This window comes from Hymenobacter siberiensis (assembly GCF_018967845.1).
Classification (GTDB): domain Bacteria; phylum Bacteroidota; class Bacteroidia; order Cytophagales; family Hymenobacteraceae; genus Hymenobacter; species Hymenobacter siberiensis.
This window is the reverse complement of record NZ_JAHLZZ010000001.1, coordinates 2,750,583-2,765,023: the sequence shown is the minus strand read 5'-3', so window position 1 is coordinate 2,765,023 and position 14,441 is coordinate 2,750,583. Positions and strand designations below refer to the sequence as shown.

Below are 14,441 nucleotides of genomic sequence, written 5' to 3'. Positions count from 1 at the left end.
CGCCCTATCACCGACTTCAATTCTCATGCTCACTTCCCTCCGCATTCAAAACTTCCGCAGCATCCGCGACGCTTCCGTAAAACTTATGCGGCTTAATTAGCGGGATTCGCGCGCTCGTGTGCGAGATAAGCCCGGTGTGGGCTGCGGACGCGCAGGTTATGCAGCCCGCAGGCCACCACCATGACCGTATCGCGAAACCAGTCGCCGCGGACCCGCAGCTTGTCGCGCACCATGCGCAAGCGTTTGATGCCACTGTGCACGTGCTCAATCACCACGCGTAAGGGACTCAGCAGCTGGTTGTAAAGTTTCTGGGAAAAGGTCAGTTCGCCCTTCGGGGGCTTCTTGTGCGGCATCTCGACCAGCACCCCCGGCGGGCGATGGCCGAGCAAACCCAAATCCTGCCGCAGCACGCTGCCCGCCGGCAGGTGCAAGGGGTATTCGTCGGCCACTTTTTTGTCGTGCATGCGCCCTGATTCCGTGGGCGAGAGGTAGTGCAGATACTGCGTATCGTCGCACAAGGTGTTGTTTTTCAAGGCATGGACTTTTTTTTAGCACTATACTCTTCTTCTTGCCCTTCCCGGTCCGCGTTGCGCGGGATACCGCGTTCCACCCCGTCGTAGGTAAAGATCTTATCGGGGTGCGCGGCCAGGCGCTGGGCCAGTTGCGCGCCGTCGCGCACGGGCGACAGGCCGCGGGCGGCCAGCGTTTGGTTGAGCACGTTGAGCAACGGGCCCGTCAGGCGGCTGACGCGGGTCTGCGAAACGCCAAAGCTGGCGGCTTGGTGCTCTTGCAACGAATTGGTTTTGAGATAGGTCAGCAAGAAGAAAAGCTTCGTGTCGGTACCGGACAAGGTCGCATTGGCCCGCTCCCGATGGGCCGGGATGCGCCGCCGGGTGCCGTCGAGGGTGTGGTAGCGCTGATGCCGTTCCCAACGGGGCGCAAAGTCGGTGAGCAGGTCGTCAAATTCGGCGGGCAGCAGACTGGTTAAGGCCAGAAACTGCGTCGGCCGCTCGCGTAGGGCCAAATAATTCATCCCCAAAAGTACGGCCCGGTCTCACGCACCAGTATAGCTAACTTTACCGCATCAGCACTCGTGAAGCTGGGGCAAGTCAATTTATTTATTGGACCGAATAATTCGGGGAAGTCGAATTTTTGAAGGGTATCTCACTAATGGCGGAGTTGTTTACAGTACTCTACCCTACTATTTTAGTTAATTGATAAAGAGTTAGTTGGCAAATAATCCATCGAAACACGGCGTTCATGTTAGCAATGAAGGCCGGGTCAGTGCTGCGGCCGGGCCGCGTGTATTGCCGCAGAGCGTTGAGGCCGTGGCGGCTGAAACTGGCGCGTTTGTAGCCGTTGTTTTTGGTTTTGATGGGTTGCACCTTTTCGTGGAGCCAGGTGCCCACGCTGACACACAGCGCGTAGGCCAGGCTCACGAGGCCAACGAGTTTTTTGAGCTTGCCGCGGCACTGCAAATGCGTCCCGCGCAAGGCAAAGCCGCGCCCTTTCAGGTTCTGAAAACAGGCTTCGATGGTCCAGCGCTTGCGGTAGAACTGGCCCAAAAAAGCGACGTTGGCCGTGCCGAAAAGGAACAGGTACTCGCCCCCGGTCAGGGCCGTGACCTGCGCCCCACCCCAGACCCCGTCGACCTGGCACGCGGCCAGTTGGCGGCACTGGCCCGGGTGCAGGCCCCAGTCGGCCACGGCGTGACGGCGGCCGTGGCGGTCGGTGAGCAAGTAGTGCTTGGGCAGGCGCATGACGAAGAAAATGCCCTTGTCTTTGAGGTACTTGAACCACGCATGGCCCACAAATTCCCGGTCGCCCACCACCAACCCCACCCGGTCGGGGCCCAGTACCCGGAGGCAAAAATCCAGCAGCGCGGCGCGGTCAGCCGCGTTGGAATTACCGCTGCGGTTGTCGAGTAATTCCCAGTACAGCGGCCAGTGGCAGTCGCCGCGGCCCACCGTGACGAGCAGAATGTTTACCTGGCACTTGCCGAAGTCCCACTCCGTGCGGTCCAGGCACAGGCGCAGCTTGCCCGTGCCCGGCAGCAGGCCCACCAGTAGCACAGCCAGGGCCAGGTAATCCAGGTCGACCTCGCGAAAAAAGTCCTGGATGCGCGTCTCGTTCGAGGCCAGTTTTGCGCCGTCGTTGAGATGCTGCGCCACTTCGCAAAATTGTACGTTTCGACTTTTGAAGAGACCCAGCACGAAGCGGGCAATGAACTTCTTGCGGGCCAGGTTCCGCACCAGCGGGGCCGAATGCAAAAGGGTCGTAATTTTGGCAACGAGGCAATGCTTCACGGGAAGGGGTGCTTTTGGCAGTTGAGGAACTACAAAGGTCGAACCTTCCCGTTTTTATGCCCGATTTTTAGTAGGGTAGAGTAGTTTACAGTCAATGATTATCCTAATAAAACGCTGAAAAACTAGGGCCATTGCACCAAATGCGTAGTTAGCGTTGCTATAGTTGAGCTAATATTCACAACGCATTGACCAATAACATGCTTTGAATAAGGCAAGTTGTGAGGAAGCTGTTGTAACTATTTGAGCAGCCAGTAAATCATTTCACCGAATCCTGGCCCTGGAAAGGGCCTTCCGATTCAGCAATCGACACATGTTTTTTTAAGCTCAACCTGAAAACGCTAACTACGCATTTGGTGCAATGACCCTATACGGTGAGCGATATCACCGAGAATCCGCACGTCAGCCTCGTCTTTTCCGGTCCCGATTGGCTGTACGTGTCCGTGGTGGGCACCGCCACTCTCATTCGCCAACGCGCCACCCTCGAAAAACATTGGCTGCCCGAGCTCAAGCGCTGGTTCAAGGACGGGAATTGATACGCCCGGTATCGTGCTCATCCGTGTGCAGGCCCGGCGCATCAAGTTCTGGCACGGCGAAGAGGATGGCGAAGTGACGCTGTAGCGAGCAGGCATTATTATGAACGAAGCCGGAACGTTTTCAGGAACGTCATGCCGAGCGCAACCGAGGCATCTAGCGTGCGGCAGTAACCCTTTTTCAACGATTGATTTACTACTACACGCGAGATGCTCCGGCTGCGCTCGGCATGACGCTCAACCAAGCCCCTAAGACCCTAACTCTACAACATGAAACACCTCGTTGTCCTCACCGGAGCCGGCGTGTCGGCCGAGTCCGGCATCCGCACGTTCCGCGACACCAATGGGCTGTGGGAAGACCACCGCGTTGAGGACGTGGCCTCCCCTGAGGGCTTTGCCCGCAATCCCGCTTTGGTGCTCGATTTTTACAACCAGCGCCGCGCTCAGGCCCGCACCGTGCAGCCCAACGCCGCTCACCTGGCCCTGGCCGGCTTCGAGGAGCAGCCCGGCTGGCGCGTGAGCATCATCACCCAAAACGTGGACGACCTGCACGAACGAGCCGGCTCCACCGATGTGCTGCACTTGCACGGCATGCTGAACCAAATGCGCTCCGTAGCCAGGGAAACCACCGTCTACGACTGCTCCGACGACATCAACCTCGGCGACCTGGCTCCTGATGGCCACCAGCTGCGCCCGCACATTGTATGGTTTGGCGAGATGGTGCCCGCTATTGAGGAAGCCGCCGAAACCGTGGCCACCGCCGATGCCCTGCTCATCGTGGGCACTTCGCTGCAAGTGTACCCGGCGGCGGGCTTGCTGCACTACGCCCCCTCTGCCTGCCCCGTCTTCGTCATCGACCCGCACCAGCCCGAAGCCGGCCGGCGCGGCGTACGCTACGTGGTGGAAGCCGCCAGCACGGGCGTGCCCAAGGTACTGAAGGAACTAGTGCAGTAACGCCGATTTGAAGGTTCAAGAGCCATATAAAACGTCCTGCTGAGCTGCTGGCGTGCTAGTTTACTCAAAAAACCGCTTCCAAATACCTTCTGTTTTCTATCTTAGCGGCATGTACAGACTCGTCACCAAATACAGAATCTTCGGCCTCCGGCACGAATACGATACAACCAACCACACCAACCATATGGTGCTCAAGCCCGTTAGCGCGGCTCCGCAGGAGTTCGAAACCAAGCTGGCCGCTACCGACTGGGCCCTGGCCAACCACGATGATATGCTGCACCACCCCGACTTCGTGGTAACGCCGGTGCACCACATGGTACTCACCTGGCGCCCCGAAGATGAGCCGGCCATCTAGTACGCGCGGCTTCTGGGGGGAGTTCTGGCCCAAGGCCCTCATCCTCGTTGCCGTCATCGCGGCCCTGTGGCTGCTCGAACACTACGGCGTTATCCGGCGCTGGTAAACGCATTCTCTTTGCGCTGGTCCGTCTGCCTTTGGCAGGCGGACCAGTCGCTTTTTATTCCTGCTCATGGCTTACGCATTTGGCCACGCCGCGCTGGGGGCCACCCTGGGTAAACTCCTGCTCCCCAACCGCCGGCACTGGCCATACTGGATAGCGGCGGGCATCTGCGCCGCTTTGCCCGATGTAGATTCGGTGGGCTACCGCCTGGGGGTGCCCTACGACAGCCTTTGGGAGCACCGGGGGCTCACGCACTCGCTGCTGGCGGCCGTCGTAGTGGCTGCAATAGGCACCTTACTGGCCCAGCTGGCCCGGCCCGGCCAGCGGCCCGCCACCGGGCGGCTGGCGCTGCTGCTATTTCTGGCCACCGCCTCGCACGGCCTGCTCGATGCCCTGACAACTGGCGGGCTGGGCGTGGCTTTCTTTAGCCCCTGGCACCTGGAGCGCTATTTCTTCCCTTTCCGGCCCATCAGGGTATCGCCCCTGAGCATCCGGAGTTTCTTCGGAGCCAAGGGCTTGCGGGTGCTGGCCAGCGAAACTATTTGGGTGGGACTGCCGTGCCTGCTGCTACTGGGCTGGCAGGCATTGTGGCCGTTTTCAAACAGGAGGCGCCCGGCGTGGCACTAATGGAGCTGTTTGGCTGAAGTAGGGCCGCCTGCTTAGCCCAAGCTGCAGAGTAGTCGCGGGGCGGCGGAAAATTGGTAGCGGCACCAAAGCGTTTTACCCGTCACGCAGTAGGGTGCGCTGCGTTTTCGCATGCCACTTCGTGATGAGCAAGGGACGGAAAATGCTGCCAATGCTGGCATCGCTGGCACGGAGCCAACGCGCATCAGGCCCGAGGGACCGGTCCGGCAATCAGGGCATCAGACGGTTCTATGCTCGGCAATCACTGAGATAATGGGTAAACAAAAGCGGAAAATTGGGCTTTGAGCCTCCTTTAAAATAACCAAATTTCGCCTCTCTACCGTAGAAGAAGGCCCTAACCCTTCGCTTATGCTATTTCGCTACGTTCGCGCCCTTTTTATTGGGCTCAGTATCGCCGCTACTGCTCCTGCCTTCGCCCAGGCCCCGGCCCACACTGTTTTCCTGCTGGGCAACACTGCCCAGGCCGAGCTGCCTGCTACCCGCCTCAAGCTGCTGCGCGCTACCCTGGAGCAGCAAACTGGTCCTTTCACAGTAGTGCATTTGGGTGATATTGTGGCAAATGAGGGTTTGGCCACTAAAAGGGATACCGCCGTCAGCCAACAGGCCCGGGACCGCGCCGATGACCTGATTGCCCTGGTAAAGGGACTTCCGCAGGGCAAAATCTATTTCCTGCCCGGCGATAAGGACTGGGCCAACTCCGGCCCCGCCGGCCTCAAAGCCGTGCGCCGCCTCGAAAAATACATCGAGAAGCAGCTGCCCGGCCAGAATGCCTTTATCCCCACCAATGGCTGCCCCGGCCCCGAAGTGGTAGACGTGGCCCCGCTGGTACGCCTCGTGGCCATCAATACCCCTTGGTTCACGCACCCCTTCGACCGGCCCGAAGCGCCCGATACCGACTGCAAGACCCTGACCAAGCAGGAGTTCCGCGAGCAGCTGCAGGACCTGATTGACGAAACCAAGAACCGGAACGTGCTGCTGCTGGGCCACCACCCCGTGGTGACCAACGGCGTGTACGGCGGCCACGAGCCGCTTTCGCGCCACCTCAGCCCTCCAGTATTCGGCACCATCTACGCGGCCTACCGCCAGAACGTGGGCACCCCGCGCGACCTGGCCAACCCGCGCTACCAGGAGCTACGCAAGGAGCTACTGAACACGTTGCAGAGCAACCCCGGCGTGATTTATGCCGCCGCGCACGATTTCAGCCTGCAAATCACTCCTTTCCAGGGCAACTACCACATTGTGAGCGGCAGCTTTGTAGAAAGTGAGCATGTGGGGGCCAAGGGCCAGTCGCTCTACAGCAAAAGCGAGGAAGGCTACACTACCCTCGAATACTTCGCCGATGGCACCGTGAAGACGCACGTTTTCACCTTCGGCACTAGCGACCAAGCTCCAAAAGTTGCTTATACAGCAAACTTATTTAGTTCTGCCTGTGACACACCTGAACACTCAGGGTTGATTGTTGAGGACAGAGGCCCCATCAATCCGTTCATCAATGCCTGCCCTGGCGTGCCCAAAGTCACCGCCGTTGAAACTGCTGCCACTCCTTTCCAGGCCACAACCGTCGTGGTGCCCGGCCCCGAGTACAAGCCTACCGGCAGCCGTAACTTCTTCATCGGGAAAATTTACCGCGCTGCCTGGCTACAGCCGGTAACGGTGAAAACGCTGGATTTGAACACCGAAAAAGGCGGCCTGCGCCCCACCGGCAAAGGTGGCGGACGCCAGACGACTTCGCTCAAGCTCATTGCGGCCGACAGCTCGGAGTACGTTTTCCGCTCCGTGGACAAGGACGTGACCAAGATTCTGCCGCCCGAGCTGCGCAATTCCATTGCCTCGGATGTGCTGCGCGACGTGACGGCCACGGCCAACCCGTACAGCAACCTGCCCATCAGCTACATGCTGGACCAGACGGACATTCTGCATGCCCGGCCGCGCCTGTTTCGCCTGCCCGATAACCAGCAGCTCGGGAGCTACCGCGAGCAGTATGCCGGCCTACTCGGCACCCTCGAAGACTCGCCCAAAGACCCCAAGCCCAACCTGCCCGGCTTCGGCGGCTCCGATGAGGTGAGCCGCAGCTTCAGCCTATTTCGCAAGCTGTACAAGGACCACGACAACCGCGTGGATGGGCCGGCCCTGGCTCGCGCCCGCGCCTTTGATATGCTGGTGGCCGACTTCGGCAAGCACGAGGATAACTGGAAATGGGCCGGCTACAAGCAGCCCAACGGCGGCCTGCTCTACCGTCCCATCCCGCGCGACCGCGACCAGAGCTTCACGCTCTGGAACGGCTTCCTCAGCTACCTGGCCAACCGCGAGTGGGCCGTACCCAGCATCGAGGGCTTCAACGACCAGTTTGAGGACATGAAAAGCCTGAACTGGCCCGCCCGCCACCTCGACCGGTTCCTGCTGCAAAATCTGAGCCGCGAAGACTGGCAGACCGCCGCCAAGTACCTGCAGGCCAAAATTTCCCCTACCGTCATCGACGGTGCCACAGCCCAGCTGCCGCCCGAAATTCAGGATAAATCCAGCAAGAACATCAACCGCAAGCTGAAGGCCCGCATTCAGGAGCTGCCCAAGGCTATTGATGAATATTACCTGCTGTTGGCCCGCCGCGTCGATGTGGTGGGTTCGAACAAGGGCGAGGTATTCCAGGTAAACCGGCTGCCCGACGGCCAGGTGCACGTGCAGATGTTTGACCGCGCCGGCGACACCGACGCCGCCAAGGGTCCGGCCCTGTTCGACCGTACCTTCAAGCCCGCTGAAACCGAGGAAGTGTGCCTCTACGGCCTCGGCGGTAAGGATGTATTCACCGTCACCGGCGAGGGTGGCAGGCACAGCGTGCTGGTGCGCGTGATTGGCGGCGATGGCAAGGACAAAATCACCGACAATTCCACGGCCACCGGCCTACGCACCCGCACCAAAATCTACGACCTACCCGACACCGAAATGCAGCTCGGCCCGGAGTCGGACAACCGCACCAGCACCCGCCCGGGCGTGAACGAGTACGACCGCGAGCAGTTCGAATTCAACTCGTACCGGCCCAGTATCGGCTTGTTTTACAATGCCAACGACGGCTTTGGGGCCAGCGCGGGCATTACGTTTCTGCGGCAGGGTTTCCGCAAGCCGGGGTATAAGAATATGTATTCGTTTGATTTGCAGGGCAGCATTAACGGCCTGTTTCAGCTCACAGCCAGCACCCGGCACCGCTACGCCATTGGCAAGGTCGATGTGGGCGCATCGGCCAGCTACGGCAGCTACTTCCCCTTCTACCGCTTCTTCGGGCTGGGCAACAACACCGGCTTCGACCAGACGCTCTACGACAACAAGTTCTACAATGCCCGCTACCGCGGCTACACCGTGAATGCCTTTCTGGAGCGCACCTTCCTGCAGCGCAGCGTCATCCGGGTGGGGCCAACGTACGAAAACTACATCAGTAGCTTCGGCGACAATACATACCTCGGCACCATTAATACCCGCCCCGCCGATGTGCGCCCCAACACCAGCACCCAGCAGCTGGTTGGCCTCAACGGCGTGTTCGACCTTGACCTGCGCAACCGCCCCAGCTTTGCCCAGCGCGGCGTCCGCATCCGGGTGCAGCACGACAGCTACTACCAGCTCACCAATACTAAAAGCAACTTTGGCCTCACCCAGGGCTTCGCCGAATATTACGGTACAGCTAAAATCGGCCTGCCCGTTACGCTCGTTCTCAAAGGCGGCGGGGCCAAAAACTACGGCCCCGACGCCGCCATTCCCTTCTATAAATTCGCCAGCATTGGCCAGAACGAGGGCCTGCGTGGCTACTACCGCAACCGCTTCAGCGGCGACGCTGCCCTGTATTACAACACGGAATTGCGCATCGCGCTGGGCCAGGTCAAAAACAACTTCCTGCCCTTCTACTACGGCGTGTTCGGCTTCTACGACCAGGGCCGGGTGTACTACCAGGGCGCCTCGCCCGGCGACTGGCACACCGGCTACGGCGGTGGCTTCTACATCGCCCCGGTAGTCGAAACGCTGACCTTCGCCGTGTCTTACCAGAAGTCGGTGGAAAGCTCGCTCATCCAGTTCGGCCTGGGCTTCCGCCTAGATAAGTAACCCAGGCGGCTGGCCGGCGCTCGAATAGGCCAACGGTCACCACGTCGACTAATACCGTCCATTGGGCGAGTGCCGGAATTTCCGATATAACCGTGGGCTAGCTTCGGGTTAAATGGGTGGTTAGCCAGTCAAAACCTGCTCCTTCCCTCCCGGTTCACCCATTATGTTCTCCTGGCTTTTCGCCTTATTTATACGGCGTAAACGGGCCGGAGCCGCTGGGCTGGGCCCCTAAGCATCATCGCCCAGGCGGCGCAGGCGCAGCATACGCCGCCCTTCCCGGCCTCGGCCGACGTGGTGGACGGACCCGGCTGGCGTTCCCGCGCCTGCCCGCCCACGATTCGCTTTCGATGCAGCGCGGCCAGAAAGCCCTGCTGATAGTGCCCGTAATTGGGTACACGCAGCAAACCGGCGGCATTGCGCAGCTGGCGTTCAGCCTAGCTTTTGCCCGGCCGGGGGCCAATGTATCGGCGGTACTCGCCGGGGCCGCCTACACCGTCAACGACCAGCTAATCATCACGGCCACGTCTTCCCTCTGGACCACCGACAACCACTGGTATTTTGTGGGCGACTGGCGGCTGATGCGCTATCCGCAAAGCACCTACGGCCTGGGCATGTACACCAGTGCCACCGACCGCGTGGTGAGCATGAACTATGACTACCTCCGCATTTACGAAAGTGCGCTGCGACGCATTGCCCCGGCCTGGTACGCGGGCCTGGGCTACCAGCTCGACTACCACTGGAACATTGTGAGCCGCAACGCTTTTTGCGAGGTGAACCGAATTTCGCGCTACCCGTTCGGGGTTGAGAGCACATCGGTATCCTCCGGCCCGGTGCTGGCCCTGCTGCACGACACCCGCGCCAACGCCATCAACCCGCAGGGTGGCCGCTACCTAAGCACCGTACTGCGCACCAATCTCAAAGCCCTCGGTAAGTGCTTGCTCCAAATTAAACAGTTGATGCATTTGGCATAACTAACTGATAGCAAACAAGAAAAAGAAAGGCTATCAGCTAAAAGCTAATGGTTCTGCACTTAGTACCAATATTTCGCAGATGCTGCTGATTGACGCCCGCACCTACCTGCACCCCTCGCCGCGCTCGGCTAATATCTTGGCGCTGTGGCGCTACAATGCCGTCACCATTGCCGGCAACCCGCCCTTCCCCGACCTGCCCAGCACCGGCTGGGACACTTATAGCAACACCGACCGGGGCTTCATTCAGAGCCGTTTTCGGGGCGATGACCTGCTCTATGGCGAGGTCGAATACCGCTACGGCATCACCCGCAACCGCCTGTTGGGCGGCGTCGTTTTCGCCAATGCCCAGACCGTAACCGAGCAGCAAAGCCGGCGCTTCGAGAAGGTAGTACCCGCCGCCGGGGCTGGCCTGCGCCTCCGCCTCAACAAGGTATCCAACACCACCCTGGCCATCGATTATGCCTTCGGAGCCGATGGCTCGCACGGCCTCAGCCTGAACCTCGGAGGGGTATTTTGAGTAGTATACCTCACCTCAGAATGAGCGCCCGAATACCGGACGCGGGCAAATAGCCGGTTTTTGGCTAACAGGCTGCTCGCACTGCTCCAAATGACGCCCCGACGACGAGCGGACAGCCAGCTAAAAAGCAGGCAACCCGCATCTGCCGCATGCCGCTAAAATCGATTCCCAAAGCCCCGCCCATCGGCTTACCTTTGGGTTTTACATCTTTCCCCGCTCCTGCATGAATTTCCCCCTTCGCAAGCTCGCCGCCATTGATATTGGGTCCAACGCTGTTCGTTGTCAGATATCGGCCGTGCTGTTTTACGAAGGGCGCTACCGCCTCAAGCGCGTTGAGTACGTGCGCTTTCCCATGCGCCTGGGCGAAGACGTATTCGCCACCGGCGAGATTTCGCCGGCCAAGGAGGAGAAATTCGTCAAGTTTCTGCACTCGCTACGCCTCCTGATGGAAGTGCACGACGTGGCCCACTACTTGGTGTGCGCCACCTCGGCCATGCGCTCGGCCACCAACGGCGCGGCTATCGCCGCCCGCGTGCACCGGGAGTTGGGCATGGAAATCAAGGTAATCGACGGCCAGGACGAAGCCTTTTACATCAACCGCGTCATTGAGCATGTGCTAGAAGACAAGCGCCACTACCTGCACATCGACGTAGGCGGCGGCAGCACCGAATTCAACATCTACCACGACCGCCGCAAGGTGGCCGCGCAGTCGTTCGAAATCGGCTCCATCCGCCGCATGCAGCAGGAGGAAAGCGGCGAGGCTGGCACCGAAGCCCAGGCCGAGCTCTGGGCCCGCATGGAAGCCTGGGTACGCCACAATGCCCGCCAGTACCACGTTACCCGCGCCATCGGCACGGGCGGCAACATCAATAAAATCTACAGCCTCACCTCTTCGGCTCCCGATAAGCACATCACCCGCCGCGGCATTGAGGCCACGCTCACCCGCCTCTCGGGCCTGACCATGACCGAGCGCGTGAACGTGGCCATGCTCAACCCCGACCGCGCCGACGTTATCATTCCCGCCGGCCACATCTACCTCTCCGCCATGCAATGGGCCAACGTCACCACCATGGTCGTGCCCGACATCGGTCTGAAAGACGGCATGCTACAAGCCCTATTTGAAGAATTCTTCGACGAGATGAACCCCGAAGGCGGCCACCCCGCCGTGCTCCCCATCCCCGATGTACGGAATCAGCCCGCCGAAAGGGAGTGATGTGGTAGGGTAAGCAGGTAAGAGGGTAACTCCTACCCTCTTACCTGCTTACCCTAAAAAACCCCTTTCGCTACGCCTTCGCCGCGCCCACGGCGGCCTCGTCGATATGCCCTACGGGTGTTGCATCGTCCTCGCAGGCCTCGTCCTGCTCACAGTCGTTCTCGCCGCCCTCGCCGAACGTGTCGTCCCGCGTATTAGCTTCCTCAATCGACTCCAGCACCGTTAGCGCTGCCGCTTCTTCCGAAGCCTGTAAGGCGGCCGCCACATCGGCGCGGCGCTGCGCCTGCACCCCCAGCAGGGCCAGCAGCCCTTCCGGCGACGCGGTGGCCAGCTGAGCTTCGTCGCGCTTGAAGAAATCCTTGTGCACGTTCACCACCGGCTCGCCGGGCGCGGGGCGCTGGCGGATGTACGCGCCGTCTTCGCGCATCACGTAGCTATTCTGATTGTCCATCATATTCATCATCAGAATATTAATGGCTTCCCGCTTCAGCTGCGGATTCACAATCAGGAACAGTGCCTCAATGCGCCGGTCGAACGAGCGGACCATGATATCGGCCGAGCCAGCGTACACTTTGGCATCGCCGCCGTTGTGGAAATAGAACAGGCGCGTGTGCTCCAGGTATTCGCCCACAATGCTGCGCACCTCAATATTCTCGCTCAGGCCCGACCGCCCCGGCCGCAGGCAGCAGATACCGCGCACAATAAAGCGGATGGGCACGCCCGCCTTCGCCGCCTTATAGAACTCGTCGATAATCTCCTTGTCTTCCAGCGAGTTCATCTTCATCACGATGCCGCTCTCATGCCCCTTTTTAGCGTGCTTCACCTCTTCGCGAATGAGGTGGATGAGCTGCTGACGCATATCCTTGGGCGCCGTGATGAGGTATTCGTAATCATCGGGCTGCGAGTGGCCGGTAATTACGTTGAAGAATTCTGACACGTCATGGCCATACACGTCGTTGGTCGTCAGCAGGCTGACGTCGGTATAGAGGCGCGAGGTCTGCTCGTTGTAGTTGCCCGAGCCAATGTGCACGTAGCGCGTCACCTTTTCCCCTTCCTTGCGGATAATCATGAGCAGCTTAGTGTGCGTCTTATATTTGCTCACGCCATAAATCACGAAGCAGCCGGCCTTTTCCAGCCGTGCGCCTTCCCGAATATTCTTCTCCTCATCAAACCGGGCCTTCACTTCGAACAGCACCGAAACGTGCTTACCATTCTCGGCCGCCTTCAGCAGCGCAGCCGATACGCGCGAGTCATCGGCCAACCGGTAGATGGTTTGCTTGATACCCAGTACGTGCGGGTCCACCGCCGCCTGCTCCAGCAGCCGCACCATGGGCTCAATGCTATTGTAGGGGTGGTGCAGCAGCACGTCGTGGTGCTTGAGGTATTCGAACAGATTTTCGTCGGCCCCCTCGGGCAGGCTCAGCGGTGGTACCGAAGCCTGCATTTTGGCGGCCCGGCCCCGGAAATTGGGATGGCGCACAATCTGCCACAAGCCCTTTAAATCAATCAACGAATTGATTACGAATACGTTACCGTTATCAATGTTCCACCGCTCGCGCAGCACGTTCATCAGCGTACCCGAGGCGTTGGGCTCCACTTCCACACGTACCACACGGCCGCGCTTGCGGGTTTTCAGGCCCACCTGAATTTCCTTAATGAAGTCGTTGTCAATATCATCCGACTCTTCCAGCGTGAAATCGCCGTTGCGGGTAATCCGGAACAGGTCGGCCGACACGATATCCACGTTGCGGAACAGGCGCGGCAGAAACTCGCGCACCACTTCCTCAATCGGCACAAAAATGACCTTATCCTTGCGCGTGAGCTCGAAAAACCGGGTCAGGTTCTGCGGAATCTGCACGAAGGTGAGGCGCTCCTGCCCTTTATCAGCCTCGCCATCGAGCCCCAGGGCCAGGCCGTTGCCAATGCGCGTAACGACCCCGAAGATGAGCATCTGGTTCATCATCAGCGGGAAGCCGTGGTACGAGTCGTACACCATCGGCGTGAGCAGCGGAAACACGGTGTTTTTGAAGTAGCCATCGGCCTTCTTTACTTCCAGTTCCGTCAGGTCGCTCATCTTCAGAATATTGAAGCCGTTCTTCTCGAAGTTAGGCCGCAATTCATTCAGGTACGTCAGGCTCTGGTCGTTCACGAAGCGGTGCGCGAAATCGAGCAGCTTGCGCCGGAATGGCAGCTCGCGCAGCCCCGAGTAGTCGATGCGCTCCTTGCCATAATCGAGGTAGTTATACAGCGAGCCCACCCGAATCATGAAAAACTCATCGAGGTTGGAGCTGGTGATAGCCAGAAACTTAAGCTTGTCAAACAGGCCCCGACTGGCGTCCTGCACCTGGTCGAGCACCCGGTAGTTGAACCGCAGCCAACTCAGGTCGCGGCTGATGTACTTGCTTTTGCGGATAAGGTCGGAGGACTTGAAGAGCTTCATAATGGATAAGGATGGCAGGACAAAATACGTGAAATATGCCCCACGAGTAATACTTTACGCGGAAATAATAGCGGTGGCCTCAATCTCGACCAACAATCGCGGGTCAATCAGGGCCTTAGCTTCCAGGACGAACAATGCAGACCAACTGGCCGCAATACCTTCGCCATTTGCCTGGCCCACGGCTCCCATAGCAGGACGCAGGTCACGAACCTGCGCGCATCTGCCACGTTCTCAAACGGTGTACCCACGGCATTAGGTGCCACGCCTATCTTTTCCAGCATACGCTAGCTGTGGATATAAGTATCTGAACCAAGCACGGCT

General features: G+C 59.5%; 13 protein-coding genes. 9 read left to right on the top strand and 4 right to left on the bottom strand.

Annotation, left to right across the window (positions count from 1 at the left end; translation table 11 throughout):
- Positions 1-92 precede the first annotated feature (92 nt).
- The 3 genes from KQ661_RS11925 to KQ661_RS11915 all read right to left on the bottom strand — a co-directional run bounded on the left by KQ661_RS11925 (position 93) and on the right by KQ661_RS11915 (position 2,306).
- Positions 93-533, bottom strand: a complete 441-nt coding sequence (locus tag KQ661_RS11925; protein WP_216679188.1) for a transposase family protein — start codon at positions 531-533, stop codon at positions 93-95.
- A complete protein-coding gene (locus KQ661_RS11920; RefSeq protein WP_216727141.1) occupies positions 530-1,033 on the bottom strand; it encodes a transposase family protein in 504 nt (167 codons plus the stop codon). The genes KQ661_RS11925 and KQ661_RS11920 overlap by 4 nt, the downstream gene beginning before the upstream one ends.
- A gap of 160 nt (positions 1,034-1,193) precedes the next feature.
- Entirely contained in the window at positions 1,194-2,306 is a 1,113-nt protein-coding gene (locus KQ661_RS11915; protein WP_216727140.1) for an IS4 family transposase, read from the bottom strand.
- Positions 2,307-2,677: 371 nt separating this feature from the next.
- Here KQ661_RS11915 and KQ661_RS22155 point away from each other — a divergent pair, with 371 nt between their 5' ends.
- The 9 genes from KQ661_RS22155 to KQ661_RS11875 all read left to right on the top strand — a co-directional run bounded on the left by KQ661_RS22155 (position 2,678) and on the right by KQ661_RS11875 (position 11,680).
- Positions 2,678-2,839, top strand: coding sequence for a pyridoxamine 5'-phosphate oxidase family protein (locus KQ661_RS22155; RefSeq protein WP_216688558.1), 162 nt, complete (start codon positions 2,678-2,680; stop codon positions 2,837-2,839).
- 267 nt (positions 2,840-3,106) lie between these two features.
- Positions 3,107-3,790 carry an SIR2 family NAD-dependent protein deacylase gene (locus KQ661_RS11905; protein WP_216688557.1) on the top strand — a complete coding sequence of 228 codons (684 nt, stop codon included), beginning with the start codon at positions 3,107-3,109 and terminating at the stop codon, positions 3,788-3,790.
- Between the two features lie 109 nt (positions 3,791-3,899).
- Complete coding sequence (locus tag KQ661_RS11900) at positions 3,900-4,145, top strand: hypothetical protein (RefSeq protein ID WP_216727139.1); 246 nt, start codon at positions 3,900-3,902, stop codon at positions 4,143-4,145.
- Positions 4,129-4,251 carry a hypothetical protein gene (locus KQ661_RS22585; protein ID WP_262898299.1) on the top strand — a complete coding sequence of 41 codons (123 nt, stop codon included), beginning with the start codon at positions 4,129-4,131 and terminating at the stop codon, positions 4,249-4,251. The genes KQ661_RS11900 and KQ661_RS22585 overlap by 17 nt, the downstream gene beginning before the upstream one ends.
- Positions 4,252-4,317: 66 nt before the next feature.
- Positions 4,318-4,875: a metal-dependent hydrolase gene (locus tag KQ661_RS11895; RefSeq protein ID WP_216727138.1), complete on the top strand. Its 558-nt coding sequence runs from the start codon at positions 4,318-4,320 to the stop codon at positions 4,873-4,875.
- Positions 4,876-5,241: 366 nt separating this feature from the next.
- On the top strand, positions 5,242-8,979 hold the full coding sequence (locus KQ661_RS11890; RefSeq protein ID WP_216688554.1) for a BamA/TamA family outer membrane protein: 3,738 nt from the start codon (positions 5,242-5,244) through the stop codon (positions 8,977-8,979).
- Positions 8,980-9,326: 347 nt separating this feature from the next.
- Positions 9,327-9,950, top strand: coding sequence for a hypothetical protein (locus tag KQ661_RS11885; protein WP_216727137.1), 624 nt, complete (start codon positions 9,327-9,329; stop codon positions 9,948-9,950).
- Between the two features lie 79 nt (positions 9,951-10,029).
- Entirely contained in the window at positions 10,030-10,467 is a 438-nt protein-coding gene (locus tag KQ661_RS11880; RefSeq protein ID WP_216727136.1) for a hypothetical protein, read from the top strand.
- A 223-nt stretch (positions 10,468-10,690) separates the two neighbouring features.
- Complete coding sequence (locus KQ661_RS11875) at positions 10,691-11,680, top strand: Ppx/GppA phosphatase family protein (RefSeq protein ID WP_216688551.1); 990 nt, start codon at positions 10,691-10,693, stop codon at positions 11,678-11,680.
- Positions 11,681-11,750: 70 nt separating this feature from the next.
- Here KQ661_RS11875 and ppk1 read toward each other — a convergent pair whose 3' ends face one another.
- On the bottom strand, positions 11,751-14,120 hold the full coding sequence (gene ppk1, locus KQ661_RS11870; RefSeq protein WP_226915540.1) for a polyphosphate kinase 1: 2,370 nt from the start codon (positions 14,118-14,120) through the stop codon (positions 11,751-11,753).
- Positions 14,121-14,441 lie beyond the last annotated feature (321 nt).

What these genes read in the sequence shown, in the direction of transcription:
- KQ661_RS11920 (WP_216727141.1), bottom strand. Translation starts at nt 1,033, where the DNA reads ATGAATTATTTGGCCCTACGCGAGCGGCCGACGCAGTTTCTGGCCTTA.
- KQ661_RS11905 (WP_216688557.1), top strand. Translation starts at nt 3,107, where the DNA reads ATGAAACACCTCGTTGTCCTCACCGGAGCCGGCGTGTCGGCCGAGTCC.
- KQ661_RS11900 (WP_216727139.1), top strand. Translation starts at nt 3,900, where the DNA reads ATGTACAGACTCGTCACCAAATACAGAATCTTCGGCCTCCGGCACGAA.
- KQ661_RS22585 (WP_262898299.1), top strand. Translation starts at nt 4,129, where the DNA reads ATGAGCCGGCCATCTAGTACGCGCGGCTTCTGGGGGGAGTTCTGGCCC.
- KQ661_RS11895 (WP_216727138.1), top strand. Translation starts at nt 4,318, where the DNA reads ATGGCTTACGCATTTGGCCACGCCGCGCTGGGGGCCACCCTGGGTAAA.
- KQ661_RS11890 (WP_216688554.1), top strand. Translation starts at nt 5,242, where the DNA reads ATGCTATTTCGCTACGTTCGCGCCCTTTTTATTGGGCTCAGTATCGCC.
- KQ661_RS11885 (WP_216727137.1), top strand. Translation starts at nt 9,327, where the DNA reads ATGCAGCGCGGCCAGAAAGCCCTGCTGATAGTGCCCGTAATTGGGTAC.
- KQ661_RS11880 (WP_216727136.1), top strand. Translation starts at nt 10,030, where the DNA reads ATGCTGCTGATTGACGCCCGCACCTACCTGCACCCCTCGCCGCGCTCG.
- KQ661_RS11875 (WP_216688551.1), top strand. Translation starts at nt 10,691, where the DNA reads ATGAATTTCCCCCTTCGCAAGCTCGCCGCCATTGATATTGGGTCCAAC.
- ppk1 (WP_226915540.1), bottom strand. Translation starts at nt 14,120, where the DNA reads ATGAAGCTCTTCAAGTCCTCCGACCTTATCCGCAAAAGCAAGTACATC.